Source organism: Serratia sp. CoH_134_PS_4, from assembly GCF_058190535.1.
Map to the genome: position 1 here is coordinate 908,437 of NZ_JBXWKI010000001.1, position 26,554 is coordinate 934,990.

At 51.7% G+C, this 26,554-nt stretch carries 26 protein-coding genes and 1 other annotated feature; of the genes, 10 read left to right on the forward strand and 16 right to left on the reverse strand.

Annotation, left to right across the window (positions count from 1 at the left end; genetic code table 11):
* The 7 genes from pheT to thrS form a co-directional block, all read right to left on the reverse strand.
* Positions 1–2,388: a phenylalanine--tRNA ligase subunit beta gene (gene pheT, locus AC2FCQ_RS04185; protein WP_209633010.1), complete on the reverse strand. Its 2,388-nt coding sequence runs from the start codon at positions 2,386–2,388 to the stop codon at positions 1–3.
* 14 nt (positions 2,389–2,402) lie between these two features.
* The gene (gene pheS / locus AC2FCQ_RS04190; RefSeq protein ID WP_037418571.1) at positions 2,403–3,386 is read right to left on the reverse strand and encodes a phenylalanine--tRNA ligase subunit alpha; all 984 of its coding nucleotides are present in this window, start codon (positions 3,384–3,386) and stop codon (positions 2,403–2,405) included.
* A 118-nt stretch (positions 3,387–3,504) separates the two neighbouring features.
* Positions 3,505–3,627 (reverse strand) — a sequence feature (Phe leader region).
* Entirely contained in the window at positions 3,579–3,623 is a 45-nt protein-coding gene (gene pheM / locus AC2FCQ_RS04195; RefSeq protein WP_130383008.1) for a pheST operon leader peptide PheM, read from the reverse strand. Its footprint overlaps the feature before it by 45 nt.
* A gap of 115 nt (positions 3,628–3,742) precedes the next feature.
* Positions 3,743–4,099 carry a 50S ribosomal protein L20 gene (gene rplT, locus AC2FCQ_RS04200; RefSeq protein ID WP_020826620.1) on the reverse strand — a complete coding sequence of 119 codons (357 nt, stop codon included), beginning with the start codon at positions 4,097–4,099 and terminating at the stop codon, positions 3,743–3,745.
* A gap of 43 nt (positions 4,100–4,142) precedes the next feature.
* Positions 4,143–4,340, reverse strand: a complete 198-nt coding sequence (gene rpmI / locus AC2FCQ_RS04205) for a 50S ribosomal protein L35 (RefSeq protein WP_004943591.1) — start codon at positions 4,338–4,340, stop codon at positions 4,143–4,145.
* Positions 4,341–4,438: 98 nt separating this feature from the next.
* Positions 4,439–4,990, reverse strand: coding sequence for a translation initiation factor IF-3 (gene infC / locus AC2FCQ_RS04210; protein WP_013812633.1), 552 nt, complete (start codon positions 4,988–4,990; stop codon positions 4,439–4,441).
* Positions 4,991–4,993: 3 nt separating this feature from the next.
* Positions 4,994–6,922, reverse strand: a complete 1,929-nt coding sequence (gene thrS / locus AC2FCQ_RS04215; protein ID WP_209633009.1) for a threonine--tRNA ligase — start codon at positions 6,920–6,922, stop codon at positions 4,994–4,996.
* Positions 6,923–7,404: 482 nt separating this feature from the next.
* On the opposite strand from thrS, the gene AC2FCQ_RS04220 reads away from it, so the two are divergent.
* Both AC2FCQ_RS04220 and AC2FCQ_RS04225 read left to right on the forward strand, forming a co-directional pair.
* Positions 7,405–7,614, forward strand: coding sequence for a hypothetical protein (locus AC2FCQ_RS04220; RefSeq protein ID WP_265556159.1), 210 nt, complete (start codon positions 7,405–7,407; stop codon positions 7,612–7,614).
* 127 nt (positions 7,615–7,741) lie between these two features.
* On the forward strand, positions 7,742–8,431 hold the full coding sequence (locus tag AC2FCQ_RS04225; protein WP_209633007.1) for a MarC family NAAT transporter: 690 nt from the start codon (positions 7,742–7,744) through the stop codon (positions 8,429–8,431).
* 36 nt (positions 8,432–8,467) lie between these two features.
* Here AC2FCQ_RS04225 and AC2FCQ_RS04230 read toward each other — a convergent pair whose 3' ends face one another.
* From AC2FCQ_RS04230 to AC2FCQ_RS04255, 6 genes are all read right to left on the reverse strand, one after another.
* Positions 8,468–9,601 (reverse strand): ABC transporter substrate-binding protein, encoded by a 1,134-nt coding sequence (locus AC2FCQ_RS04230; protein ID WP_209633006.1) that lies wholly within the window; start codon positions 9,599–9,601, stop codon positions 8,468–8,470.
* A gap of 149 nt (positions 9,602–9,750) precedes the next feature.
* Positions 9,751–11,034 carry an SLC5/6 family protein gene (locus tag AC2FCQ_RS04235; protein WP_209633005.1) on the reverse strand — a complete coding sequence of 428 codons (1,284 nt, stop codon included), beginning with the start codon at positions 11,032–11,034 and terminating at the stop codon, positions 9,751–9,753.
* Positions 11,035–11,292: 258 nt separating this feature from the next.
* Positions 11,293–12,630, reverse strand: coding sequence for a c-type cytochrome (locus AC2FCQ_RS04240; protein ID WP_490307618.1), 1,338 nt, complete (start codon positions 12,628–12,630; stop codon positions 11,293–11,295).
* Between the two features lie 12 nt (positions 12,631–12,642).
* A complete protein-coding gene (locus tag AC2FCQ_RS04245) occupies positions 12,643–14,424 on the reverse strand; it encodes a GMC family oxidoreductase (RefSeq protein WP_490307619.1) in 1,782 nt (593 codons plus the stop codon).
* Positions 14,425–14,426: 2 nt separating this feature from the next.
* The gene (locus AC2FCQ_RS04250) at positions 14,427–15,152 is read right to left on the reverse strand and encodes a gluconate 2-dehydrogenase subunit 3 family protein (RefSeq protein ID WP_209633002.1); all 726 of its coding nucleotides are present in this window, start codon (positions 15,150–15,152) and stop codon (positions 14,427–14,429) included.
* Positions 15,153–15,460: 308 nt separating this feature from the next.
* Positions 15,461–16,126, reverse strand: a complete 666-nt coding sequence (locus AC2FCQ_RS04255; protein WP_209633001.1) for a transglycosylase SLT domain-containing protein — start codon at positions 16,124–16,126, stop codon at positions 15,461–15,463.
* 109 nt (positions 16,127–16,235) lie between these two features.
* Between AC2FCQ_RS04255 and ghoS the strand changes: the two genes are divergently transcribed.
* The 5 genes from ghoS (at position 16,236) to AC2FCQ_RS04280 (ending at position 20,219) form a co-directional block, all read left to right on the forward strand.
* Complete coding sequence (gene ghoS, locus AC2FCQ_RS04260) at positions 16,236–16,535, forward strand: type V toxin-antitoxin system endoribonuclease antitoxin GhoS (protein ID WP_209633000.1); 300 nt, start codon at positions 16,236–16,238, stop codon at positions 16,533–16,535.
* Positions 16,536–16,667: 132 nt separating this feature from the next.
* Entirely contained in the window at positions 16,668–17,612 is a 945-nt protein-coding gene (locus AC2FCQ_RS04265) for a metal ABC transporter substrate-binding protein (protein WP_490307620.1), read from the forward strand.
* On the forward strand, positions 17,609–18,499 hold the full coding sequence (locus tag AC2FCQ_RS04270; RefSeq protein ID WP_209632999.1) for a manganese/iron ABC transporter ATP-binding protein: 891 nt from the start codon (positions 17,609–17,611) through the stop codon (positions 18,497–18,499). Before AC2FCQ_RS04265 ends, AC2FCQ_RS04270 begins: the two co-directional genes overlap by 4 nt.
* A complete protein-coding gene (yfeC, locus tag AC2FCQ_RS04275; RefSeq protein WP_490307621.1) occupies positions 18,499–19,359 on the forward strand; it encodes an iron/manganese ABC transporter permease subunit YfeC in 861 nt (286 codons plus the stop codon). Before AC2FCQ_RS04270 ends, yfeC begins: the two co-directional genes overlap by 1 nt.
* Positions 19,359–20,219, forward strand: coding sequence for a metal ABC transporter permease (locus AC2FCQ_RS04280; RefSeq protein WP_265556163.1), 861 nt, complete (start codon positions 19,359–19,361; stop codon positions 20,217–20,219). The genes yfeC and AC2FCQ_RS04280 overlap by 1 nt, the downstream gene beginning before the upstream one ends.
* A 37-nt stretch (positions 20,220–20,256) precedes the next feature.
* Here AC2FCQ_RS04280 and AC2FCQ_RS04285 read toward each other — a convergent pair whose 3' ends face one another.
* Together AC2FCQ_RS04285 and AC2FCQ_RS04290 are read right to left on the reverse strand one after the other, a co-directional pair.
* Positions 20,257–20,706, reverse strand: a complete 450-nt coding sequence (locus tag AC2FCQ_RS04285) for a GNAT family N-acetyltransferase (protein WP_265556164.1) — start codon at positions 20,704–20,706, stop codon at positions 20,257–20,259.
* A gap of 245 nt (positions 20,707–20,951) precedes the next feature.
* On the reverse strand, positions 20,952–21,917 hold the full coding sequence (locus AC2FCQ_RS04290; protein ID WP_490307622.1) for a hypothetical protein: 966 nt from the start codon (positions 21,915–21,917) through the stop codon (positions 20,952–20,954).
* Positions 21,918–22,530: 613 nt separating this feature from the next.
* Here AC2FCQ_RS04290 and AC2FCQ_RS04295 point away from each other — a divergent pair.
* Positions 22,531–23,400, forward strand: a complete 870-nt coding sequence (locus AC2FCQ_RS04295) for a fructosamine kinase family protein (RefSeq protein ID WP_209632994.1) — start codon at positions 22,531–22,533, stop codon at positions 23,398–23,400.
* A 40-nt stretch (positions 23,401–23,440) separates the two neighbouring features.
* Here AC2FCQ_RS04295 and AC2FCQ_RS04300 read toward each other — a convergent pair whose 3' ends face one another.
* Positions 23,441–24,001, reverse strand: a complete 561-nt coding sequence (locus AC2FCQ_RS04300) for a YniB family protein (protein ID WP_209632993.1) — start codon at positions 23,999–24,001, stop codon at positions 23,441–23,443.
* A gap of 194 nt (positions 24,002–24,195) precedes the next feature.
* Here AC2FCQ_RS04300 and AC2FCQ_RS04305 point away from each other — a divergent pair, with 194 nt between their 5' ends.
* Both AC2FCQ_RS04305 and hxpB read left to right on the forward strand, forming a co-directional pair.
* Positions 24,196–25,482 carry a protease gene (locus tag AC2FCQ_RS04305; protein ID WP_490307623.1) on the forward strand — a complete coding sequence of 429 codons (1,287 nt, stop codon included), beginning with the start codon at positions 24,196–24,198 and terminating at the stop codon, positions 25,480–25,482.
* 64 nt (positions 25,483–25,546) lie between these two features.
* On the forward strand, positions 25,547–26,212 hold the full coding sequence (hxpB, locus tag AC2FCQ_RS04310; RefSeq protein ID WP_265556167.1) for a hexitol phosphatase HxpB: 666 nt from the start codon (positions 25,547–25,549) through the stop codon (positions 26,210–26,212).
* Positions 26,213–26,554: the final 342 nt, after the last annotated feature.

The window sequence follows — 26,554 nt, forward strand, 5'->3', positions numbered from 1 at the left end:
TCAATCCCTCAAGGATGCTTGGAATCGCTGTTTTAGAGCCTCTACACATTTTGCAACGGTAACGGCTATCTCCTCTTCTTCCAGTGTACGAGCGGTATCCTGCAATACCAGACTGATAGCCAGGCTCTTATAACCCTCTGCCACGCCCTTGCCACGGTACACATCAAACAAGTTTACGCCAACTACCTGATTTGCGCCAACTTTCTTACACTCTGCCAAAATATCTTCTGCGGGGACGTTTTCAGCCACCACAACAGCGATATCACGGCGGTTTGCCGGGAAGCGAGAAACCTCTCGCGCCTGAGGCACGGCGCGGCTTGCGACCTTGTTCCACTCCAGTTCGAACACCACTGTTCGGCCGTTAAGATCCAGTTTACGTTCAAGTTCCGGATGAACTACACCGATGAAACCTACAGGTTCACCTTGGAAATAAATGCCCGCACTCTGCCCCGGGTGCAATGCTGGATGAGTCTCTGCCTTGAACTGAATTTCAGATAATTTACCGGTCAGCTCCAGAACAGACTCCAGATCCCCTTTTAAATCATAGAAGTCGACAGGCTTACGCGCCAGATCCCAATGTTCTTCATGCGTATGGCCCGCAATCACCCCAGCTAGCATGACGTCCTGACGGATACCCAGATTTGCCGCAGTATCAGGCACAAAGCGCAGGCCGCTTTCAAACAGGCGCAGGCGAGTTTGCTGACGATTCTGGTTATAGACAACCGCAGACAGCAAACCGGTCCACAGAGACAGACGCATCGCAGACATTTCGACCGAAATCGGGCTTGGCAGAATCAAGACGTCTTCGCCAGGGTGCAGTAAGGCCTGAACTTTAGGATCAACAAAGCTATAGGTGATAGCTTCCTGATAACCGTGATCGACCAACATGGTCTTCACACGCTTCAACGTCAGATCCGCTTCACGATGCTTGGTCATGATCAGGTCAGCGCGTACCGGGACGTCAGGAATATTGTTGTAGCCGTAAACACGGGCCACTTCTTCCACCAGGTCTTCTTCGATTTCCATATCAAAACGCCAGCTAGGCGCAACCGCCAACCAGTTATCGCCCTGCTCGGTCACCTGGCAACCCAAACGACGCAGAATGTCGCTTACCTGCTCACTTGGCACAACGTGACCAATCAGGCGATCCAGTTTTTCACGACGCAACGTAATGGTGGCGCGTTTTGGCAGCTCGCTTTCAGCGGTTACATCAATCACAGGGCCAGCCTGACCGCCGCAGATATCAATCAACAGACGAGTCGCTCGCTCCATTGCTTTATACTGCAACGCAGGATCAACGCCACGCTCGTAACGGTGTGATGCGTCAGTGTGTAAGCCATGACGGCGTGCGCGTCCGGTAATGGACAACGGGCTAAAGAAAGCGCACTCCAGCAGCACATCCTGGGTGGATTCGTTAACACCGGAATGTTCACCACCGAAGATGCCCCCCATCGCCAGGGCTTTCTGGTGATCGGCAATCACTAAAGTATCGGCGTTCAGCTTCGCTTCGTTACCGTCCAACAGCGTCAGGGTTTCGCCTTCGCTTGCCATACGCACCACGATACCGCCTTCAATGCGGCTCAGGTCGAAGGCATGCATGGGTTGCCCCAGTTCCAACAGTACATAGTTGGTCACATCAACCACAGCATCAATGGAGCGGATACCGCAACGACGCAGTTTTTCACGCATCCACAGTGGGCTGGCAGCCTTAACGTCGATGCCTTTTACTACGCGGCCAAGATAACGCGGGCACGCCTGAGGCGCATCAACACGGATTGGCAATGTATCATTGATAGTTGCGGCTACCGAGCTCATATCCGGTTCGGTCAACGCGACCTGATTCAAAACGCCAACATCGCGTGCAACGCCAATAATACCCAGGCAGTCGGCACGGTTCGGCGTGACGCTGATTTCGATCGCGTTGTCGTTCAGCTGCAGATATTCGCGAATATCTGTCCCGATTGGCGCGTCTTCCGGTAGCTCAATGATACCGTCGTGATCGTCGGTAATCCCCAGTTCGGAGAACGAACAGAGCATACCCTCAGAAGGTTCGCCACGCAGTTTCGCAGCTTTGATTTTGAAGTCGCCTGGCAGCACTGCGCCCACGGTAGCAACAGCCACTTTCAAGCCAGTGCGGCAGTTTGGTGCGCCGCAGACGATGTCCAGCAGACGGTCACCACCCACATTAATCTTGGTTACGCGCAGTTTGTCCGCGTTCGGATGCTGACCGCACTCCACAACATGGCCCACGACCACGCCGTTAAAGGCACCCGCGACAGGCTCCACGCCGTCCACTTCCAGGCCGGCCATGGTAATTTGATCGGATAATGCTTCGCTGCTGATGGCCGGGTTTACCCACTCGCGCAACCAGAGTTCACTGAATTTCATGTGATATTCCCGCCTTACTTAAACTGTTTGAGGAAACGCAGATCGTTTTCGAAGAATGCACGCAGATCGGTAACACCGTAACGCAGCATCGTCAGACGCTCCATACCCATACCGAAAGCGAAACCGGAATAAATTTCCGGATCGATGCCCACATTGCGCAGCACGTTCGGGTGAACCATGCCGCAGCCCAGCACTTCCAGCCACTTGCCATTTTTACCCATCACATCCACTTCAGCGGAAGGCTCGGTAAACGGGAAGTAAGACGGACGGAAACGAACCTGCAAGTCTTCTTCAAAGAAGTTATTCAGGAAATCATGCAATGTCCCCTTCAGGTTGGTGAAGCTGATGTCTTTATCAACAATCAGGCCTTCCATCTGATGGAACATCGGGGTATGTGTCTGGTCGTAATCGTTACGGTACACACGGCCCGGTGCAATAATGCGGATTGGCGGCTGCTGGTTCTTCATGGTGCGGATCTGCACGCCGGATGTCTGTGTGCGCAGTAAGCGTGTGGCGTCGAACCAGAAGGTATCGTGATCGGCGCGCGCCGGGTGATGACCCGGAATATTCAACGCGTCGAAGTTGTGATAGTCATCTTCAATTTCCGGCCCGGTCTCCACGGAGAAACCTAACTCACCGAAGAAGGCTTCGATACGGTCGATGGTGCGCGTCACCGGATGCAATCCACCGTTTTCCATGCGGCGGCCCGGCAAAGAGACGTCGATGGTTTCTGCGGCCAGACGTTCGTTCAATGCGGCAGATTCCAGCGTGTTTTTACGCGCGTTCAGCGCTTCCTGCACCGCTTGTTTTGCCTGGTTGATCACCGCACCGGCAGCCGGGCGATCTTCCGCCGGCACGTCACGCAGCGATTGCATCTGCAAGGTGAAATGACCTTTTTTGCCTAAATATTCGACGCGTACCAAATCTAACGCGGCAACATCCTGGGCATCTTCTACGGCTGCCTTGGCATTGGCAACCAGCTCTGCGAGATGTGGCATTGCTTTCCTCTTCCTCTGGCCGATATGGCTCTAAGTAATTGTTATCTATTATTCGAACACGCCTTTAGCACATCTTCAAAGCATTTAACGCTTTAACCCGGCTTCGAAGACGGCCAAAAACAAAAAAGCCTCCACAAGGGAGGCTTAGGCGCTACTTTTCGTTTCTTTTCTTACGCGCAAAGCCTCCTGAGTTCAGGCGCTAAAGTAAAAAAAGAAACGAAAAATAGCAGCTTTCATGATTGTATTACCTGGTCAATGATTGTCCACCAGTGATATAGCGGCGGTCAATAAAAGTCAATGTGTGTCGCTGAAAACAAAGATTAAAGAGGGAGCAAGCTCCCTCTTTAATAACTGACTTACGCCAGTGCTGCTTTCGCTTTCTCAACCAGTGCAGAGAATGCCACTTTGTCGAAGACTGCGATGTCAGCCAAGATCTTACGGTCAATTTCAATAGAAGCTTTTTTCAAGCCGTTAATGAATTTGCTGTAAGACATGTCGTTCTGACGAGCAGCAGCGTTAATACGTGCAATCCACAGCTGACGGAACTGACGCTTACGTTGACGACGGTCACGGTAAGCGTACTGACCTGCTTTGATTACTGCCTGGAAGGCAACACGATAAACGCGCGAACGGGCACCGTAGTAACCTTTCGCTTGTTTTAAAATTTTCTTGTGACGTGCGCGTGCAATTACACCACGTTTTACGCGAGCCATATGCTCTCTCCTAAAGTCTTATTCTAGATTCAAAAAAAATGGCTTAAGCGTACGGCAAGCACGCGACAACCAGGACCATATCGTTTTTAGACACCATGCCTTTCGGACGCAGGTGACGTTTACGCTTGGTTGCTTTTTTGGTCAGAATATGACGCAGGTTAGCATGTTTACGCTTAAAACCACCGCTGCCGGTTTTTTTGAAGCGTTTGGCTGCACCACGTACAGTTTTAATCTTTGGCATTTTAATTAAATCCACTTCGCATTGTTAAACAACAAGTCAGTGAGGCGAATAAAACCCACACAACGCATGCGCTGCGTGGGTTCGATTACTTGGAAGCCTTACTGTCTCTTCTTAGGTGCGAGCACCATGATCATCTGACGACCTTCGATCCTTGTAGGGAAGGATTCGACAATGGCCAAATCAGAGTCTTCACACAGATCTTTACGGACGCGGTTAAGCACTTCCATACCGATCTGTTGGTGCGCCATCTCACGCCCACGGAAACGCAGGGTGATTTTGGCTTTATCGCCATCTTCCAGAAAGCGAATCAGGTTGCGTAGTTTGACCTGATAGTCGCCATCATCGGTACCAGGACGGAATTTGATTTCCTTGACCTGAATAACTTTTTGCTTCTTCTTCTGTTCTTTTGTCGACTTGCTCTTCTCGTAGAGGAATTTGCCGTAATCCATGATTCGACAAACTGGCGGTTCGGCATTTGGGCTGATTTCTACTAAATCAACACCCGCTTCCTCAGCTTTTTCAAGAGCTTCATTCAGACTGACAATACCAATCTGCTCGCCATCGACGCCGGTTAGGCGAACTTCTTGCGCGCGAATTTCTCTGTTAATGCGATTAGGACGCGCCGGTTGAACTCGTTTTCCGCCTTTAATACTTTATTCCTCCAGTTGATGAAGACTACGGCTGCGAATCTCTTTCAGCAGCTTGTCTACGACTTCATTTACGTCCAGGCTTCCCAGGTCTTTGCCACGGCGGGTACGAACGGCAACTTTGCCTGATTCGACCTCTTTATCACCGCACACCAACATGTAAGGAACCCGTCGTAAAGTATGTTCGCGAATTTTAAAGCCAATCTTCTCATTTCTCAAGTCCGCTTTCACGCGAATACCTGCGTCCTGCAGTTTTTTGGTCAATTGCTGGACATAATCAGACTGACTGTCGGTGATATTCATCACCACCACCTGCACCGGAGCAATCCAGGTCGGGTAGAACCCTGCGTATTCTTCGGTAAGGATACCGATGAAACGTTCCATGGAGCCCAAAATAGCGCGGTGAATCATTACCGGGACCACGCGATCGTTGTTTTCGCCAACATACGATGCGCCTAAACGACCCGGCAAGAAGAAATCGAGCTGCACGGTACCACATTGCCATGCACGATCCAAACAATCATGCAGAGTAAATTCAATTTTTGGTCCGTAGAAGGCACCCTCACCCGGCTGATATTCAAACGGAATCCCGTTTTCAGTCAGCGCTGCAGCCAAATCGTCTTCTGCACGCGTCCACATATCGTCAGTACCGATACGCTTCTCTGGGCGGGTTGAAAGCTTCACAGCAATCTTGTCGAAGCCAAAAGTGCCGTACACATCATAGACCATTCTGATGCATTCGTTTACTTCGGCACGCACCTGCTCTTCAGTACAGAAGATATGGGCGTCATCCTGAGTAAAACCACGTACACGCATCAGGCCATGCAGAGAACCTGACGGCTCATTGCGGTGGCAGCTGCCGAACTCGCCCATACGCAGTGGCAAATCACGGTAAGACTTCAAGCCCTGGTTGAAGATCTGCACGTGTCCCGGGCAGTTCATTGGCTTGATGCAATACTCGCGGTTTTCCGACGAGGTAGTGAACATGGCGTCTTTATAGTTTTCCCAGTGCCCGGTTTTTTCCCACAGCACACGGTCCATCATAAATGGCCCTTTCACTTCCTGATACTGGTACTCTTTGAGCTTCATACGCACAAAGGCTTCCAACTCACGGAAAATGGTCCAACCGTCGTTGTGCCAGAACACCATACCCGGTGCTTCTTCCTGCATATGGTACAGATCGAGCTGCTTGCCGATCTTGCGGTGGTCACGCTTAGCCGCTTCTTCCAGACGCTGCAAATAGGCATTCAGCTGTTTCTTGTCTGCCCAGGCAGTACCATAGATACGCTGCAGCATTTTATTTTTGCTGTCGCCACGCCAGTAAGCGCCCGACGTTTTCTGCAGTTTGAAATGATGGCAGAAACGCATGTTCGGCACGTGCGGACCGCGGCACATGTCGACGTATTCTTCGTGGTGATACAGGCCAGGACGGTCGTCATGGCTGATATTCTCATCCAGAATCGCCACTTTGTAGCTTTCGCCACGTGCAGCAAAGGTGTCGCGGGCTTCTTGCCAGCTAACCTTTTTCTTGATGACGTCATAATCTTTGTCAGCCAACTCATGCATCCGCTTTTCAAGCAGATCCAGGTCTTCCTGCGTCAGGGTACGGTCAATATCAACGTCATAGTAGAAACCGTTGTCAATCACTGGACCGATGGCCATTTTGGTGTCTGGCCACAGTTGTTTGATCGCATGGCCTAACAGGTGCGCACAAGAGTGGCGCATGATTTCCAGACCTTCGGCGTCCTTGATGGTGATGATCGCCAGTTGCGCATCTGATTCGATCAGATCGCCGGCATCAACCAGTTCACCGTTTACACGGCCGGCAATACAGGCCTTCGCCAAGCCAGGGCCGATATCAAGGGCAACATCCAGGGGGGAAACGGCACGATCAAAATGACGCTGACTTCCGTCAGGAAGAGTAATAACAGGCATTAATAATTCCTTATCTACAGTGGTGACCCACACGACAGATCACATGAAGAAATACAAAATCGTTTAAATACATTATGTTATGAACGCTATTCAACTTTACCCTGCCGAATATATGCCCTCATGAACACATAATGTCTATGTGACATGGTGCGACGCCATAACGGAACGAACAGTGTAACACTATGATTAGCGCGCCATCTACCCGGAGTTTCTGGGCAGGCTTTGAATAAGCGATGAATTAGGTTCTCTACACCAGAAAGCCTCTCCTGCACGCAAGACCCTAGGCGTCATGACACTAAAATAAGCCGGTTCAGGCAGATATATCTGTTCACCGATAATTTTTTGTGTCCAACCCCAAACGGGTCCTGAGCAGACAGACAATAATATTGCGTCAATCAGCTATGGCGAACATGCTCCGCTCCCGCTATCCTGATGCCATTAACGGCAGAGTTGAGACAGCATCCCGCATCATGAACCGGTTATTGAAATTACTTGTTGGTGCCTGCATCGTGTTGGTGGCTATTTTTGCGCTGTTGCATTTGGGGGCAGACCGCCACCCAAGAGCCATTGCGGTTAACGAACCGCCAATGGAGTGTGAAGATACACAAGAGATAACCAGCGATTGTGTGAATGACGATGATACCAACACTGACGCTGTTCCTGAGCTGACCCCTTCCAGCACTCAAGGATAATGAGCTGCAAATACCATTCCTCTATATTACAGATCTATTCCCCTGCCACTGCCCCTCAACAGGTGGCAAACCAGGGGATGACTCTATGCCGCGTCACAACATTCACTGAAAACAGGAAGTTTGAACCATGACGAGTATTCTGCAGTTATTCCAGGCCATTGGGCTGGGTTTGGTGCTACTGCTGCCGTTGGCCAACCCACTCACTACGGTCGCGCTGTTACTCGGTCTTTCGGGTAACATGACGCGTGAAGAACGCAATCAACAATCACTGATGGCGTCGGTCTATGTGTTCTTCATCATGACGGTGGCGTTCTATGCCGGTCAGTTAGTCATGAACACTTTCGGGATTTCTATTCCCGGCTTGCGTATTGCCGGTGGACTGATCGTGGCATTCATTGGCTTTCGTATGTTGTTCCCGCAACAGCGCGCGGAAGAGGCGCCCGAGGTTGAAACCAAGAACAACGAATTGCGTAAGAAAACCTCCGTCAATATCGCTTTTGTCCCGCTAGCCATGCCCAGCACCGCAGGCCCTGGGACCATTGCCATGATCATCAGTTCGGCCTCAAGCGTTAAAGAAAACACCCTGGGATTTGCGCATTGGGTACTGCTGGTAGCACCTGTAGCCATCTTCCTGACGGTCGCCGTTATCCTGTGGGCCTGCTTGCGCAGCTCCGGCGCTATCATGCGTCTCGTGGGTCAAAGCGGCATTGAGGCAATATCACGCCTGATGGGGTTCCTGCTGGTGTGTATGGGTGTGCAATTTATTATCAACGGCATATTGGAGATCATCTCCACTTACACCCCTGCCGTCGCCTGACCGGTTAAACGGGCGCGATTGCCGCGCCCGCTTCACTTATTTACCTGCCGGCGCCTGCGCGCCTAGAATCCCCTTGCCTTCCGGCACTTCGGTAAATCGACTGAGGATCTCGCTGTAGGTTTTCGCCGGGTCCAAATCCTTGAACTGAGTCGGATAGATAAACTTCGCCAGATACTCGAGTCCAACGATATTGTAAGGATGATTGTAGAAGTTGTGGTAGATGCCATAGAAGCGCCCCTCTTTCACCGCGGAAAGCTGGGCAAAGCCTGGGCGTTGCTTCATTTTGTTGAACGCATCATCAACCTGCTGTTGCGTCACACCATAGCCAAAAGGCACTGCGGCGTTGGTTTTGCTGGCCCACTGGGAGCCGGATACAATATAGGCATCCGGTTTCATGCTGATCACTTTTTCAAGGGATACATCACCCGTCGCGCCCGGTAACAGTGCTGAACCCACGTTGCGTGCACCTACCGCCTCAATCATCCCACCCCAACCAACATGCGCGTGCGTGAAACAGCAAGACTCCAGCCCATTCAGGCCGGCTTTCGCCTCAATAAACACCAGCGGCTTTGGTTCTACCGTTTTGGTTTTATCGAGGATGTGCTGATAGTGCTGCTGATAAAAGTCGGTGTACTGCTTCGCCTCACTTTCACGGTTTAGCGTTTCCCCCAATAACGTGATGCTCTTCGGGGTATTCTCCACTGGCTTTAGCATGGTATCGATAAACAACACCGGGATATTCAGTGCTTGCAGCTTGTCCAACACGCCAGTCTGGCTCAGCGACGGTTTAGAACGCAGCTGCGCTACCATCAGGTCAGGGTGCTTGGCGATGACGCTTTCCAGGTTAACCTCGCCCTTGTCGCTAAACCCCATATCAATAATGTTGTTTGCTCCGGGCCACTTACTCTGCAGGATTTTCCAGGTCTCACCATCACTTTTCTTCAGCAGGTTGTTCCATGCCACCACGCGGGTAAAGGGATCGGCGCGGTCAAGCAAGGCCAGCGCCAAAATATCGCGACCGTCCTGCACCACAATGCGTTTCGGCTCTTGCTTAATGGTCAGGGTTTGACCGGCGGCATCAGTCAGGGTGAGTGGATAAGTGGTCGCCATTGCCTGAGCAGACAAACCACAGGCGCAGGCTAAAGCCAGCAGGGTCATTCGACGGTGCACGTAACACTCCTTAGCGTAGGAAATTAATCCAGAAATAATAATGAGAATTGCTCCCATTATCAAAGAGAACGCCAGACGAGTTTTCGGTTAATTGAAAAGAGATGTGAACAAGAACAAGCTGGTGCGCCGGAGCCGGCGCACCATTGAGATTAAATCAGGCCGTAGATCAACGCCGACAACGCAATCAGCCCCATCACCAGTACGAAGACATTACTTAACGCGCGATAGCGGCGCATTGCAGGAACCGCTCGCACTGCATACATCGGCAGAATAAACAGGATCGCCGCGATGAGCGGGCCGCTGATGGTTTCGATAATATGCAACGCACTCGGATTCCAGACCGTCGCCGCCCACGTCAGCAGGAACAGTAACACCGCGGAAATTCGGTGTGTAATACGCGAACTTAAGGGTTTACCTACCGCACGCGTCAGGCCGTCAATCAGGCTGGTCGCCCCTTCTGTCACCCCCAGAGAGGTCCCCAGATAAGACTTGGCCATCGCGAGCATCGCCATCATCGGGCCAAGATAGGCAATCAGTGGATTAGAGAATTTATTCGCCAGCGTAGTCAACACGGTGATGTTTTGCTCTTTAGCCTGTTGCATATCTTCATGAGACAGGCTTAACACGCAGCTGAAGACAAAGAACAATACCGTGACGCAGATCAGGACATAGCTATAGCGCATGATACGTGCGCAGCGGCGTTCAGCCAGATCGCCATACAGACTCTTTTGGGTCGAAGCAAACGACGAAATGATCGGCGCATGGCTAAAAGAAAAGACCATTACCGGCACAGCCAGCCACAATGAATGCCAGAGATCAGGGCTGTTGAATTGCGTATTGGCCAGTCCGTTAACAAAGTTGGCCGTTTGCCAGGTGGGCATCAGGTACAACGAAATCCCCATCAAAAACACCAGCAGCGGGAACACCAACATCCCCATCGCCGAAACAATGGCGTCTTTGCCGCGCAACAGAACCAGATTCAACACAACCACGACTGCCAGGCTCAACCAGATACGTGGCAATGGCGTGATATGAAACTGATGAATCAGGAAGCTGTCGAGCGCGTTGGTAATCGAAATGCTGTACACCAACACAATCGGAAAGAACGCCATCAGGTACAGCACCATGATGATTTTACCGGCCAGCACGCCGAAGTGCTCAACCACCACATCATGAATATTGCCGTCGCGGCTGGAGCCGGAAAGCACAAAGCGGCTCAGTGCGCGATGCGGTAAATACGTCAACGGGAAGGCAAACAACGCCATCAGCACCAACACTAACGGACCATTTAAACCGGCGTTGATGGGCAAAAACAGTGTACCTGCACCCACCGCCGTAGCGTAGAGACCAAACATCCAGAGGGTGTCGGTTTTATTCCATTTGGCCGGCTGGGCGGAAGCCAGCGTACCTGAATCGGGAGAAATCGTACTCATAGGAAAGCTTACCTTAATCTGCGGCGACAACGATTGCGCCTAACGGGATATCCTTCTCCGCGAATTTTTAATAATAATCAGTGGATTAACTCAGAATTTCATTCACATACCTGATAAAAGGACGGCAAAGGATAATTAAAAATGCTGTCCGGGTCCATCTCTCGCTTGCTGAGTGTCTGCTTAGTGAACAATTATCGCGGTAAAAACCGCCACGGGGAGCACAAAAAGCTGGGGCCTCTTACGAGGCCCCAGTCGGCGTTACTTGTTAGCGTCCGGGTGTTCCGGTACCGCTGCGCTGCCCATCTCCTTCTCATCGCGGATCATCGAGCGGTCTTTACGCACGCTGGCCACGTCAGAAGCGCTGATAGGCTTGGCGCTGTTACCCCAGCTTGAGCGAATGAAGTTAACCACATCAGCCACCTGCTGGTCATTCAGACGCCAACCGAACGGTGGCATGGTGATGTTGGATACAGCCCCTTTCACCGCTGGCGTTGTGTTGCCGGTCAACACAATGTGAATCAGCGACGTCGCGTCTTCAGTTTGCACGACCGGGTTACCTTTAAGCGCCGGGAAGGCGCGCTTGTAGCCTACGCCATCAGTACGGTGGCAGGCTGCACAGTTATCGACGTACAGCGCCGCCCCCGGTTTGCTGTCGTTACCACGCCACAGATCCTTGGCGACACTGTCTTCGACAGGCACTGCCTGCTGCTTGCCATCTTTCGGTGGCAGCGTTTTCAGGTAACGCGAGATCGCCGTCAGGTCTTCATCGCTCAGGTACTGCAAGCTGTGCTCAACCACGTCGCTCATACCGCCGAAGACGATCGACTTGTCATTACGACCGGTTTTCAGGAATTCGGTCAGCTCGGCTTCACTCCAGGTCCCCAACCCGTCCTTATTGTCACCGCGCAGGCTCGATGCAACCCAGCCATCAATCGGTGCATTACTGCCGGACAGATAGTTATCACCGTCGTTATTGCTCAGTGCCTTTTCCTGCATGGTGTTGCTACGCGGCGTATGACAAGCACCGCAGTGCCCCAAACCTTCCACCAGATAACGACCACGTTCAATGACGGGATCGGCCTTGGCATTAGCCACAAAGTCCGCAGGCGCCGGCGCAAACATGCCACGCCAGATGCTCAACGGCCAACGCATCGACAGCGGCCAAGGGATGTCTGAATCCTTATTGGCCTGCTCCACCGGCTCCACACCGTGCATGAAATAGGCGTACATGGCGCGCATGTCGTCCTCTTTCACCAGCGCGAATGACGGGTACGGCATTGCCGGGTATAGCGTGCTGCCATTTTTGGCGACACCCTTACGCACCGCATTGTCGAACTCTTCGAAGCTGTAATCACCGATACCGGTTTTCTTGTCCGGCGAGATATTGGTGGAGTAAATGGTACCGATCGGCGTTTCCATTGCCAGGCCACCGGCAAAGGCTTTACCGCTTTTACCATTGGTGTGGCAGGCCACGCAGTCACCGGCGCGCGCCAGATACTCGCCGCGCTGGATCAGCTCACTGCTGACGGTGGTGTCCTGCGCCCAGACGGAGAAACTCAGTGCACTGAGAACCAGTGCGGGAACAAATGCTTTCATCAGTCGCCGTCCTTATGCCTGCACCAAAGGGCCTGGGTTTTTCAGATACTGCTCGCGGATGGCGCGTGCAGACCAGTAAGCCAACGCGGCTACGGTGCCGGTCGGGTTGTAACCCAGCCCCTGCGGGAACGCCGACGCGCCGATCGAGAACACGTTATGCACGTCCCAGCTTTGCAAATAGCGATTTACCGCGCTGGTTTTCGGATCTTCACCCATTACCGCGCCGCCATTCATATGGGTGGTTTGGTAGCTGGTCGTATCAAAATGGCTGTTGGCGTTTTTCGGACTGCCAGAGATCAGTTTCGGGTTCATGGCCTTGGCGATCGGTGCCATTTTGTCGAACATGAACTGCGCCATCTTGATGTCGTTTTCCTGCCAGTCGAACGTCATACGCAGCAGCGGTTGGCCGAACACGTTCTTGTAGTTAGGATCGAGATCCAAATAGTTGCTGCGATACGACTGGTGCGCGCCGTGGGCATCCATCGAGACATGATGGGTATAGGCATCCGCCACCGCCGCTTTCCATTTGCTGCCCCACGCCGGAGTGCCTGGAGGGGTTGGCAATCCAGAGATGGGTTTAGTGCCCGCCTGGTTGACCCAGAACGGCGAGCCGCCGACGAAGCCTTCTTTAGCATGGTCAAAGTTGTCGGCGTTGAAGTCGTCCACACCTACACCATTACCGCCGGCACCAATGAACGGGTTGGTAAACACGTCCTTGTCAAAGAACGCCTTGATGGTGGTCAGATTCTGGTAAGCGAAGTTACGCCCTACCACACCTTCACCGGTCACCGGATCGTAAGGCTTGCCGATGCCAGACAGCAGCATCAGGTGAACGTTGTGGAACTGGAACGCACCCAGGATCACCAACTCGGCTGGCTGTTCGATTTCACGGCCCTGCGCGTCGATATAATTCACGCCGGTTGCACGAGATTTATCGTCGGTCAGGTTCACCTTCAACACGTTGGCGTTGGTGCGTAACTCGAAACGCTTCTCCATCCGCAACGCCGGCAAGATATTGACGTTCGGCGATGCTTTGGAATACATGTAACAGGCATAGCCGCTGCAGAAACCGCAGAAGTTACATGGCCCCATCTGCGCACCGTAGGGGTTGGTGTAGGAATCTGATGTATTGGCTGACGGCAGATTGTAAGGGTGATAACCCACGTCCCGCGCCGCTTTCTCAAACAGCTGTGCAGAAAACGTATTCTTCTGCGCCGTCAGCGGGAAGTTGTCTGAACGGTCCGCCGCAAAAGGGTTTCCGCCTTTCGTCGCCATCTTCTGGCCTTTGACTGTCCAGGCCGTGCCGGACGTGCCGAACACTTTCTCGGCCTTGTCGAAGAAGGGTTCCAGCTCGTCATAGGTTACGCCGAAGTCTTGAATGGTCATGTCCTTCGGAATAAAGCTTTTGCCATAACGTTCTTCGTAGTGGCTACGCATGCGCAGCTCGATAGGATCGATGCGGAAATGCACCCCAGACCAGTGCAGACCTGCACCACCCACGCCGGTACCCGGCAAGAACGCCGCCAACTGGCGATAAGGTACCGCTGTCTGGCTGGTATTGTGACGAATCGTCACGGTGCTTTTAGACAGGTCCTGGAACAGTTTGCGGCGAATATTATAGGTCAGTTCGTCAATCACCTGAGGGTAGGAACCGTCCGGGTAGGTATCGCGCATCGGGCCGCGCTCCAGCGCAACCACGTTGAGGCCAGCCTCGGTCAGTTCTTTGGCCATAATGGCGCCAACCCAGCCGAAGCCGACGATCACCGCGTCTACTTTTTTCATTACCGTTGCCATTGTTAACCCCTCTCCCCACGAATTGATACCGGGGGTAAGGGATAACGCTCTCCTCGCTCGACCCAGTCCATAAAATCGGCGCGCGCGCCCGGAAAATTAATGAGCTTCCAACCGACCATGTCTTTATTGCCACCATGGATCGGATCGCTGAAGAAACCTTCGCGGGTGTTTTGCAACAGGTAGGAGAAAAACAACTTGGCAGGTAACTGCTGGAATTCCGCATCACCAGACTCAAACTTTTGCAGCATGGCGTCCTGCTGCGCAGCGTCTAATTCGGCAAAAACTTTACCGGCGGTTTTCTTGCTGTAAGCGTCGGCATCGGCAATACCGAGGTTGTAGATTTGCTTCGGCACCAACGGCAGCTGGTAACCCATTTCCTTCGGCACATCCGGGTTAAACGGTCCCTGCATGTACCAAATAGAACCGGTAGCGTAAGGGGTATTCATCTGACGATCGATAAATTCCGGTACGCCGGCTTCCAATGCGCCAGGACCGCGATCGTCAGCAGGGATCAACCGTGCCGTCGCCGCCTTGACGAACGCCCACTCTTCCGGGGTGAAGAACGTGGGCTGGTAGTCATTTTGTTTAGGGGTATCTGTCGCCGCAACCGCCGGCATGGTGGCTGTCAGCGCGCTAACGCCACTGCCGCCAATCACCGCTGCGGGGATTAAAGTCATCGATTTCAACAGGAAATCGCGCCGTGAATTGTTAGTTTTATCGTCCGACATATCACATTCCATCCAAAGATAATCACAACTATTTAACCTCAACCTTGCGGTCGATGCGGGTTTTAAACATAAATTGTTACCTATTTGTCTATTTATTGAAGGCCACAAAGTGAGCAAACGCAAAAATGTTACCGGTAACTTATTGAATGAACGTAAAGATTTGGCTGTTAATGTAAATTTAACTATTTGTGCGGTTTTTTAGGTAACAGGATGGGAAATAACGAAAAATGAGAGTTGTATCGCGATTTTACTGCGCGCCGATAAAAAAACGGCCCCATTAAGGGGCCGTTTAATCAACCACATCTGAACTAGGGTGACATTGCCTGGTAGGCTGTCGTCACTTTCCATAAATAGCGCGGCGCCTGCGGGGCTGGGTGCTTTTTCTGGATGTGTTGATAAAACTCATCCGGGCTCATTTGATTGATGCGGTTTACCGCCACGCGCTTATCTGATGAGAAAGTGCGTAACATGGCACCGGCCCCATTCACATAAGAAACAATGGTGGCATAACGCAATGTTTGTGGATCATTGATCCCGGCTAGCTGCTGGCTTTGAAGAATATTGATATAGGCTGTTCCCAGATCAATATTGACCGCCGGATCCTTCAACTCACGCGAGCTTGGCTGCCCGCTTCTTCCTTTAAGACGATAGGCATCACGCCCGGCGGTTGAAGGTTTCAGCTGCATTAACCCCACTGCGTTCGAGGTGCTGACTGCGTTCGGGTTAAACCCGGACTCCACCTGAATAATCGCTTTAATCAGCGTTTCGTCAACGCCATAACTGTTGGCGGCCTGACGAATATAATCGTTATAGGCTATCGGTGTCCCTGTGCGGTTAACCGGAGCTTGCGGGGGGGTCTTTAACCAACCACCGCGCGATGTGCCACTGCTTAAATTATTGTTTGCGTTTTGCGGGTCTTTGGCGCACCCCGACAAAAGCAAAATTGCCGTCAGGCAACCTATTTTTGTTTTCACAGAATCCTTCACCCCTTTCAATGAGTTGCGTAGCATATACAACTTGTAAGGACGCCTGTACGCTTTTTTTGGTCTACTCTCAAGCTACTCGTATACCAAGAGGTGATTTATGAGTCAATCTGCAACGACGTGTTTTGTGGTGACTTTTCGCTACCAGGAAGAAGGATTAGCTGATTTAGCCAAGCTAACAGGACAATTAACCCTTCAGGGATTTGTCACGTCAGTGACTGACGAACAAGGCGTTCCACATGAGCTGGGCAGCAACAGTTTTGCGTTAATAACCCCGCTGGATCAAAAGGATGTACTGTTGTTGGCACAGAAGCTGGGTGAGGTCGCGCTGAGGAAAACCCCGGAGGTCGATATTGTCACCTATGACGACTACGTTAAGCGGTTACATACTGATACATAAAATGCTATAACTTACGGGGCGGTATTATTTTTTCGTGTTGAGGAAATAACCGGCAGTCAACCTGCAGGTGACGCTTGACTTTGCTCTAATTGATATTGATAATCATTTTCATTTGAGCCAGGAGATGTCACCATGCTTTTGAAACAATACATTTTTCCACGCCTTTCTATTGTTCGGGCGTGGACATGTTGTCGCCCTTTCGCACTGATGTGCCTATTAGTGAGCGCCAGTCTGACTAGCCATGCTGCCTTGGCGGAAAAAAAATTGCGCGTGGTGACCACCTTCACCATCATCCAAGACATCGCTCAAAACGTGGCCGGTGATGCTGCCGTGGTAGAGTCAATTACCAAACCGGGCGCCGAGATCCACGATTACCAACCGACGCCACGCGATATCGTCAAAGCGCAACATGCAGATCTTATTCTATGGAACGGCATGAATCTGGAGCGCTGGTTCCAACGTTTCTTCGAGAACATTAAACAGGTGCCCGCGGCGGTAGTGACTGAAGGCATCACCCCACTCCCGATCCGTGAAGGCCCCTATAACGGCAACCCGAACCCGCATGCCTGGATGTCCGCCACTAACGCGCTGGTGTATATCGAGAATATTCGCAAAACATTGGTGCAATACGATCCTGCCAATGCGGAAACCTATAACCGCAATGCCAAAGCCTATGCGGCCAAAATTGCCGCGTTGGACGCCCCCTTGCGCGAACGCCTGGCGCGCATTCCTGAAGCCCAGCGCTGGCTGGTAACCAGTGAGGGTGCCTTTAGCTATCTGGCGAAAGACTATCAGTTAAAAGAAGTCTACCTGTGGCCCATCAATGCTGATGAGCAAGGCTCACCGCAACAGGTTCGCCGAGTGATCGACGCCGTTCGCGCTCATCATATTCCTGTGGTATTCAGCGAAAGCACCATTTCTGACAAGCCGGCCAAACAGGTGGCGAAAGAAACCGGGGCAAAATATGGCGGCGTGCTGTACGTCGATTCGCTATCCACTCAGGGCGGCCCGGTCCCTACCTATATCGACCTGCTCAATGTTACCGTACAAACCATTGCCAAAGGATTTGATCAATGACCACTGAGGTTTTTGTCCGCCCAGAGTTAAGCGTGGACGACGTTACCGTGACCTACAACAACGGACATACCGCTATCCACAACGCCAGCTTCAGCTTGAGTGGCGGTGCAATCTGCGCGCTGGTGGGCGTTAACGGCAGTGGCAAATCGACACTATTCAAAAGCATCATGGGGCTGGTGCGCCCCACCACGGGGCGCGTTCAGCTAAACGAACAGCCAGTCGCGCAAGCACTGAAGAAAAACGTTATCGCCTACGTCCCGCAAACCGAAGACGTCGACTGGAATTTCCCTGTGTTAGTGGAAGACGTGGTGATGATGGGCCGCTATGGCAAAATGAACTTTCTGCGTATCCCATCCAAAGAAGACCGCTTACGGGTCGATAAAGCATTGGAGCGCGTTGGCCTCAGCGAGCTGCGTACCCGCCAGATTGGTGAACTGTCTGGCGGGCAGAAAAAACGTGTCTTTTTGGCACGCGCTTTGGCCCAGCAAGGTACGGTGCTGCTGTTGGACGAACCCTTTACCGGCGTCGACGTCAAAACAGAAAACGCCATTATTGACCTGCTGCGTGCGCTGCGCGATGAGGGACACCTGATACTGGTCTCTACCCATAACCTGGGCAGCGTGCCGGAATTTTGCGATCGGGTCATCCTGATTAACCGCACCGTGCTGGCCGCCGGTCCGACAGAAACCACCTTTACCCAGAGCAATCTGGAGCAGGCATTCGGCGGCGTACTGCGCCATATCAACCTCTCAGGCCCGGATCTGCACGACGATAATGACCCGCGTACCGTAACGGTCTTGACCGACGATGAGCGTCCAGCGGTGTTCTATGGGCATACCAAGAGCGATCCCCCGGCACAGAGCCAGCCAAAGGAGAAACAACCCTGATGCTGGAACTCCTGTTACAACCCTTCAGCTACAACTATATGGTCAAGGCCATTTGGGTTAGCGCTATCGTCGGAGCCGCCTGTGCGTTCCTTTCGGCCTACCTGATGTTGAAAGGCTGGTCGCTGATGGGCGATGCGCTATCGCACTCCGTCGTGCCCGGCGTCGCAGGTGCCTATGCGCTTGGGCTGCCTTACGCTGCCGGGGCCTTCTTCACCGGTATGCTGGCTGCATTGGCCATGACGCTAGTGCGTCACATCACTCGCCTGCGCGAAGACGCCATTATCGGCTTTATCTTTTCCACTTTCTTTGCCGTAGGCCTGCTGATCGTTTCGCTCAACCCAACGTCGGTTAACGTGCAATCCATTATCTTCGGCAATATTCTTGGCATTGCTGACGAGGATGTCTTGCAGGTCGAAATTATCATCGGCGTTTCACTGCTGATTCTCTGTCTGGTCTGGAAAGACTTGCTGGCGGTGTTCTTTGACGAAAACCACGCGGTGTCTATCGGCCTGTCACCGCTGCGCTTGAAGATCCTGTTCTTCACGCTCCTTAGCGCCTGCACCGTCGCCGCCTTGCAAACCGTTGGCGCCATTTTGGTGATTGCCATGGTGATCACACCGGGTGCTACCGCTTATTTGCTGACGGACCGCTTCAGCCGACTGGTGATCATTGCCATCATTATCGGTGCGCTAACCAGTGGCCTTGGTGCATACCTGAGCTTCTTCCTTGACGGCGCAACCGGTGGCGTGATCGTCACCTTGCAAACGCTGGTGTTCCTGGTTGCATTTTTCTTCGCGCCCAAACATGGCCTGCTGGCGTCCAAGCGGCGTGTGGCGCATGAACAGACCGGAGGCCACTGATGGAAACCCTGTATCAATTGCTCAGCGAACCTTTCGCCTACCCGTTTATGCAACGAGCGATCTTGGCCGCCATAGTTACCGGTGTCGTCTGCGCCGTTTTGTCTTGCTATCTGGTGCTCAAAGGCTGGTCCCTGATGGGTGACGCCATCTCACATGCGGTACTTCCAGGCATTGTAGTGGCATTCGTACTGGGCATTCCCGTGGTTATTGGCGCATTTTTTTCCGGCATTTTCTGCGCAGTGGCTACCGGCTACCTGAAAGAGAACAGCCGGGTGAAAGAAGACACGGTGATGGGTATTGTCTTCTCCGGCATGTTCGCCTTCGGGCTGGTTTTGTTTTCACGCATCGACACCGATCAACACCTGAGCCATATCCTGTTCGGCAACATGCTGGGCATTACCAATGCAGAGCTGAAACAAACCCTGCTGATGGCGGGTATCACCCTGGTTGTGGTGCTGCTAAAACGCAAAGATCTGATGCTCTACTGTTTCGATCCTAACCATGCCCGCGTTATTGGCCTGCCGGTAAAGCTACTGCATTACGGGCTACTCTGTCTGCTGGCATTGACCATTGTCGCTTCGTTGCAGGCGGTGGGGGTTATTTTGGTGATTGCGATGCTGATTGCGCCGGGCATTATTGCCTTTATGCTGTGCCGCAGTTTCGATCGTATGTTGATCGTCGCTACGGTCGTGTCAGTCTTCTCCTGCGTGCTAGGCACCTTGATCAGCTTCCACATTGATGGCGCCACGGGGCCCTGCATTGTGATCGTTCAGGCCATTCTGTTCGTTTTCGCTCTGCTCTACAGCAAACTCAAACCGTTACAACGTCACGAAGAGAACTTACTCACCGATAAACACTAAAATGGATGGCGGTGCACCATTGCGCCGCCACTTCGTATTAGTGTTGCTGGTAGATATCCGGTCGAACGATATGCCAGACAAAATCCTCACGATTAACCGCTTCGTAACCCACTTTTTGGTACAACCAAGGGGCAGTGCCAGTCACCAACATAATCCGTCGCAACCGTTGCAGCACAGGGTGTTCCAACGTGCAATCCATCAGCCAACGCGCTAACCCCTGCCCCTGATAATCCGGGGAGACAAAGACATCACACAGATAACCGAAAGTGGCGTAATCCGTCACCAAACGAGCAAAACCAATTTGTTGCTGCTGATGGTACAAACCGAAACACAGGCTGTTGTCGATTGACAGTTGCACCGTCTGCAGCGAGATACCGGTCGCCCACGTTGAAGTGGTCAAAAAAGCATGCGTAAAGACAATATTTAAATCACTTTTATCACTGGTGATCAGGTATTCACCGCGTTGCCATTGCTGATTTTGCTCCATTTCCTCTCATCTCATTGATAATGAAGGCCATTAAAGGTTTCTACTGTCGCGACATGTGCAATCAGCCAACTAAACATTACCCCCATACCACCAAGTTGCAACATGCACAGTACTTAAATTAATCAATAGCGTATATACTTTGAGCAAACGCGGGTGGCGAGAAAATCGCCGATTGTTGGTGCCAGCTGTGCGCCAGGTCGTGTTTTCACAAGGCTAAAGACGCTAGCAAGGCACCATCCGATTCTCTATTTCAGCCTCAGAACAATGGAGTTGGCCATACAAGAAAGTACCGCCGTCGATTTCTTATAAACTTCACGTTTCTCTGTCACATCTCGATCAAATCTCCAGTTCATTACATAAACAACAGGCGCATTAGGATATTGGCCGATAAAATCTCGATATAACTTTATTTGTGAGAATAGTTTCTCATCATTCATACCTAATGATGCCGTTGAGGGCGGGACCAATACCCACTTTGGGCTTTCTTTATTAGATTGAGGTGCGACACGATTATATGTTTCCCACATATCAGATAGCGACCAATCATAGTTATCAACACCCACCCAATCAGGTGAACTTTTATCTGCAAGCGGACAGGCTGACGCTGGTGCTCCATTCTGTATTTCATTGAGATATGCTGGAACTTGTGAGTGACGATATGAAAGTATCGTATAAATAGGTATCGAAAGCCCATGGTTTTTCATGGCCTGCCTTACTGTACAAACATAGCTGGAATATTGGTATGCATCATAGATTTTGTTTGTCTGTAATGCAGGCACATCAAAAGGTTCATCAATGAAATAAATAGCCGAGGGCTTATTTTTGGCAGCACTGATATCCTGAATTATTTTCCAGATATTTTTCCATGAACCAGCAGCCTGACACTCACTGTTAGAGGCTGCCCCAGGGCAGATATCCACAAATGGTGAACCAGCCGTTACACCTGAACCAGCTTGAATGTTAAGCGCACACATTCCATTCGCGCAAATTGGCAAGTTTAAGTTTTTAATTGAATGAACAACATTAAGGTTTGTTGCACTATACCCTGCTCCATAGATCGAATTAAACGCGTCAGTAGCACTAAAAGATGGATTACTAACATCATAAAAATCCAACCAATCATAACCATAATATTTAACATTATCATCTGCTGACGCAGACCATGATAAAAAAACCATCAACCAAATCAGATAAACACGTTTGAATTTCATACTTTCTCCTTAGAAAACAATAACAGCATCTAAATATCGCTCTATGATGATATTACTTTACGAACATAAAAAAATGCCATCTATGTTGTGCCATTGATAACCAATCACGTATAGGTGTAGCAATAATTAATGACTCGAAATTAACAAATCACCTTAATTAAAAGTGAAAAGCCACATGGCGTTATAGAAGTCGTGGAATAGGAGCGAGCATTAAAGAGATAACGCATTGTTTAAATGCGATCGTTTGACTCATTGCTCAGGATATCTTCCAGCAACATAAATGCGTATCTCGCATTTATGTTGCTGGTGATCAAACAGTTACCGCGTTGCCATTGCTGATTTTGCTCCATTTCCTCTCATCTCATTGATAATGAAGGCCATTAAAGGTTTCTGCTGTCGCGACATGTGTAATAAACCTACTAAACATTACCCCCATACCACCAAGTTGCAACATGCACAGTGCTTAAATTAATCAATAGCGTATATACTTTGAGCAAACGCGGGTGGCGAGAAAATCGCCGATTGTTGGTGCCAGCTGTGCGCCAGGTCGTGTTTTCACAAGGCTAAAGACGCTAACCTAATGAATTCGCAGGCAGCACAGAGGGGGTGTACCATGTGGCAAGCCGTTAGTCGTCTGTTAAGTGAACATCTTGGCAGCGCAGAAATCCGCGAAAGAATCGAACTGCCCGGGGGCGATATTCACCCTGCATGGCGCGTGAGTTACGGTGACAAGCAGGTGTTTGTCAAATGCGACGCTCGGGAACTGCTCCCCATCTTTACGGCTGAAGCCGATCAATTGGCGTTACTGGCACGCAGTAAAACCGTGCGGGTCCCCGAGGTGTACGGCGTTGGTAGCGATCGCGACTACAGTTTCCTCCTGCTGGAATACCACCCCCTTAAACCCCTTGACGCCCACGGCGCTTATTGTCTCGGCCAACAGTTGGCCTATCTGCATAAATGGAGTGAACAGCCGCAGTTTGGCCTCGACTTCGATAACGATCTGTCCACCACGCCACAGCCCAACGCCTGGCAGCGTCGCTGGTCAGAGTTTTTTGCCGAGCAACGCATCGGCTGGCAGTTACAGATGGCCGCGGAAAAAGGCATGACCTTTGGGGATATTGATGAAATTGTCGACATCGTCTATCTGCATCTCCAACACCATCAGCCGCAACCTTCTCTGCTGCATGGCGATCTGTGGCCAGCCAACTGCGCCATGACCGCTGAGGGCCCACTGCTGTTTGATCCGGCCTGTTATTGGGGAGACAGAGAATGCGATTTAGCGATGCTGCCGTTATATCCGGAATTGCCACCGCAGATTTATGACGGTTACCAGAGCGTATGGCCTTTAGAGAGTGGTTTTATCGAACGTCAGCCGCTGTATCAGCTGTATTATCTGCTTAACCGTAGCAACCTGTTTGGTGGGCAACACCTGGTCAAGGCTCAGCGTGCTGTGGACGCATTGTTACATCCTGAACAACAGTAAAATCAAGGCGCTGAACGCAGCGCCTTGCCTTTATCTGACATCAAGCCGCGCCAGCCAACTGGCCAAGCAACTTGATCACAAACCAGGCGATCACGGCAATCACTACCGGCAAAATGTACAGCGGGAAGTATTGCAGCAAGATGGTGTGATGCGGCAGCGTAATTCGTTCTTCCAACTGCGCACGCGTATGACCTTCACTCCCCTTGGCCTGCTCAAGGATCATTTGATCCTCCAACCCTTCGCGAATAAATTTCACCTGACGTGACATGCGCGCGCCCGAAGCCTGGAGTGCCAGCCCGACAAAAATCAGAATATAAATGATGATGAACATCAGATTAGCACCGCTAAACAGGCTTTTTTCTACGTCAGGCACCGGCGAGTTATACCAAAAGATATTCAGAAACGGCGTATTGAAGCGCACCATATCTACCATTACGTGAACGAAATCCAGCATCACCGCATTAATGCCTGCCGTCTTTTCACTGTGCTGATACACAAACATCAACATAGAGATCAGCGTCGACAGCAATGCAGGGATGAAAACCACCCAACCAAGAATACGTTTTATAATGGCAATCCGCCCAGCCTGTTGATACGTCATGTGTTCCCCTTGTAAGTGACGTAATCGTAATTGCTTAAGTCTACCTGTAGTTACTGAAGCTCGCCCATCGTTTTCTTCAGCGTTACTGTGCTACAAGCGTAGCCGGGATCATCCAAAGTCGACAGATCAATAGCGACCGCTCGTTACCATTAATCGTTATATAGTTAAATAAGTTCGTCTCGACAGGAGTCTGCATGATTCGACTGATAATCTTATTGCTGGGTGCGAAGGCATTGCACAGCCAGCGACGCTTGCTGATGTTGTTTGGCTGGGTATGGGTAGCCATCGGTGCACTGATGCTGTTCGACGTTTTGCAGGACGGCCGCTCCGTTCTGGCATTGGATGCGCTGGCCGTGCTGTTGGCGCTCGAGGGGATGGTGGCCATTTCCGCCGCGCTGGTGATTGGCTCCTCCGCGAGCCGCCCGGTATTGTTAAAGGGGCTCGGCTTTTTGTTTTTGGCCTTCTTGGTGCTCGACGTACCCGCCGACGATAACATTGTCGCCACGCTGGTATTCGGTAGCGCGTTATTGCTCGACGGCGCAGTTCGCATCGCCTCATCTACAGTGATCCAACACAGCCGCTGGAAACTGGTTGCACTGGCAGGCAGCGGCGAAATTCTGCTTTCGTTGATGATCTTTGTCGGCTGGCCGGTGCCGCACCGAATGACGGTGCCTTTTTGCCTCGGCGTGATGATTCTGCTTTCCGGTTGGGCGCTGTTGCGCATTGCCCGGCAGTTAGGGAGCTTTGCGTTGAATCAGAACCCAACGCCGGAGCCCCCCACGTTAACGGGGACAGATGAAATTGCCTTGCTCACCCTGTATATCTGGACACCGATGGGTTCAGCAAAAGATGCCCGGCGACGTTACATCGTTGATCGTTACATCGCAGCCGTCGACGGCAACGGGAATATCTCCACGGGCCACGCAGCCTTGGCGCTGGCACCGGACGTGTATATCAGCCACTACCCGCTTAACGATATCAGCCAGTCCACACAAGATTTTCGCCAGTTGCTGCATTCCGGTGAGAAAAACAACGTCGACGGCCGATTTCTGCCGGGTTTGCAGCAGGAAGTGGCAGCCTGGTGTCCACCGGACAAGAAAATTCAGTTCCATCGTTTTAATCCCACCGCACTACGCGCTTTTTGGCAGCGCTACCATCAAGACGCCACCTACAATCTGACCCGTCGTAACTGTTCCACCACGGTCATTTTGGCGCTCGACAGCGCACTGGAAGGCGTACTGGGTGATAAACATCTGTGGCGTCGCTTCCTGTTGCTGATACTCGATCCTAACCTGTGGATGTTGGCGGTGCTGCGCAGCCGTGGCGAAAGCATGACCTGGACACCGGGATTGGTGCTGGATTATGCGCGGATGCTGCAGCAGGTTACCGAACGTCAACACCAGCGCTGGTGGCTAAAACTGCAGGATATGTGGCGTATTCTGCGGTATGGCAAGGCTCGGCCGCGCAGGCAAAAGTTTTAGTCTCCCCGCCGGCAATGGTAAAGTGTTGGCCACATTCACCGGCGCCGGCAGGAGTTAACCGCTAATGGCCTATTCGCAACGTATTGAAACCGCTATTTTTGATATGGACGGTTTATTGATCGATTCAGAACCGCTGTGGCTCCAGGCAGAGCTGGATATTTTTGGCGCACTGGGGTTGGATTTGTCTGACCGTCACAAGTTGCCAGATACCCTGGGCCTGCGCATCGATCTGGTGGTGAAAATGTGGTACCAGGCCATGCCGTGGCAAGGTGTTTCACAGGAAGAGGTTTCCGGCCGCATTATCGAGCGCGCTATCGAGCTGGTCCGCGAGAAACGCCCTCTGCTGCCAGGTGTACAACAAGCGCTGGAGCTGTGTCGCAGTCTGGATCTGAATATCGGCCTGGCTTCCGCTTCGCCACTGCATATGCAGCAGCAGGTGCTGAAGATGTTTGATCTCGACGGCTACTTTGACCAACTGGTCTCCGCCGAATATCTGCCTTATAGCAAACCGCATCCGGAAGTGTACCTGATCGCCGCCGAACGCCTCGGCAGCGATCCGCTGCACTGCATTACTCTGGAGGACTCCTTCAACGGCATGATCGCCACCAAAGCGGCGAGAATGCGTTCAATCGTGATCCCTGCGCACGAATACCGACACGATACACGCTGGGCATTAGCGGATCATAAACTCGATAGCCTCGAACAGTTGACACCCGACCACCTGGCCTGATCTGCATGGCATCGGTTTAATCTTAATCCGATGCCATGATGTCTATCTTCTCCCCTAATCCGCAAGCCAATGTCTAAAACCTGTTCTCCGTCATAAAATAAATAAAACGTTATTTCATTTTTATTGAGTTACCGTGCCACCCTCCTTATGCTGGAGCAACAAGAAAGCACCGGGCGGTTGGCGCAGGTTGTCACTGCCACGCAGCCGAACGCTGGCGTCCGGCGCTTTCTCCCTCACCAACCGCCTTAATGTCGCAAAAGTGCACAACGATTGGCCATTTAAGTAACAAGCCGTTGTAAACCCGAGAAAAATAAACAATTGGTTACAGGGTAACTGCTTCCA

Bases quoted from the DNA above. Each gene is read 5' to 3' on its own strand.
- pheT (WP_209633010.1), bottom strand. From the start codon at position 2,388: ATGAAATTCAGTGAACTCTGGTTGCGCGAGTGGGTAAACCCGGCCATC.
- pheS (WP_037418571.1), bottom strand. From the start codon at position 3,386: ATGCCACATCTCGCAGAGCTGGTTGCCAATGCCAAGGCAGCCGTAGAA.
- rplT (WP_020826620.1), bottom strand. From the start codon at position 4,099: ATGGCTCGCGTAAAACGTGGTGTAATTGCACGCGCACGTCACAAGAAA.
- rpmI (WP_004943591.1), bottom strand. From the start codon at position 4,340: ATGCCAAAGATTAAAACTGTACGTGGTGCAGCCAAACGCTTCAAAAAA.
- thrS (WP_209633009.1), bottom strand. From the start codon at position 6,922: ATGCCTGTTATTACTCTTCCTGACGGAAGTCAGCGTCATTTTGATCGT.
- AC2FCQ_RS04225 (WP_209633007.1), top strand. From the start codon at position 7,742: ATGACGAGTATTCTGCAGTTATTCCAGGCCATTGGGCTGGGTTTGGTG.
- AC2FCQ_RS04235 (WP_209633005.1), bottom strand. From the start codon at position 11,034: ATGAGTACGATTTCTCCCGATTCAGGTACGCTGGCTTCCGCCCAGCCG.
- AC2FCQ_RS04240 (WP_490307618.1), bottom strand. From the start codon at position 12,630: ATGAAAGCATTTGTTCCCGCACTGGTTCTCAGTGCACTGAGTTTCTCC.
- AC2FCQ_RS04245 (WP_490307619.1), bottom strand. From the start codon at position 14,424: ATGGCAACGGTAATGAAAAAAGTAGACGCGGTGATCGTCGGCTTCGGC.
- AC2FCQ_RS04250 (WP_209633002.1), bottom strand. From the start codon at position 15,152: ATGTCGGACGATAAAACTAACAATTCACGGCGCGATTTCCTGTTGAAA.
- ghoS (WP_209633000.1), top strand. From the start codon at position 16,236: ATGAGTCAATCTGCAACGACGTGTTTTGTGGTGACTTTTCGCTACCAG.
- AC2FCQ_RS04265 (WP_490307620.1), top strand. From the start codon at position 16,668: ATGCTTTTGAAACAATACATTTTTCCACGCCTTTCTATTGTTCGGGCG.
- AC2FCQ_RS04270 (WP_209632999.1), top strand. From the start codon at position 17,609: ATGACCACTGAGGTTTTTGTCCGCCCAGAGTTAAGCGTGGACGACGTT.
- yfeC (WP_490307621.1), top strand. From the start codon at position 18,499: ATGCTGGAACTCCTGTTACAACCCTTCAGCTACAACTATATGGTCAAG.
- AC2FCQ_RS04280 (WP_265556163.1), top strand. From the start codon at position 19,359: ATGGAAACCCTGTATCAATTGCTCAGCGAACCTTTCGCCTACCCGTTT.
- AC2FCQ_RS04285 (WP_265556164.1), bottom strand. From the start codon at position 20,706: ATGGAGCAAAATCAGCAATGGCAACGCGGTGAATACCTGATCACCAGT.
- AC2FCQ_RS04290 (WP_490307622.1), bottom strand. From the start codon at position 21,917: ATGAAATTCAAACGTGTTTATCTGATTTGGTTGATGGTTTTTTTATCA.
- AC2FCQ_RS04295 (WP_209632994.1), top strand. From the start codon at position 22,531: ATGTGGCAAGCCGTTAGTCGTCTGTTAAGTGAACATCTTGGCAGCGCA.
- AC2FCQ_RS04300 (WP_209632993.1), bottom strand. From the start codon at position 24,001: ATGACGTATCAACAGGCTGGGCGGATTGCCATTATAAAACGTATTCTT.
- AC2FCQ_RS04305 (WP_490307623.1), top strand. From the start codon at position 24,196: ATGATTCGACTGATAATCTTATTGCTGGGTGCGAAGGCATTGCACAGC.
- hxpB (WP_265556167.1), top strand. From the start codon at position 25,547: ATGGCCTATTCGCAACGTATTGAAACCGCTATTTTTGATATGGACGGT.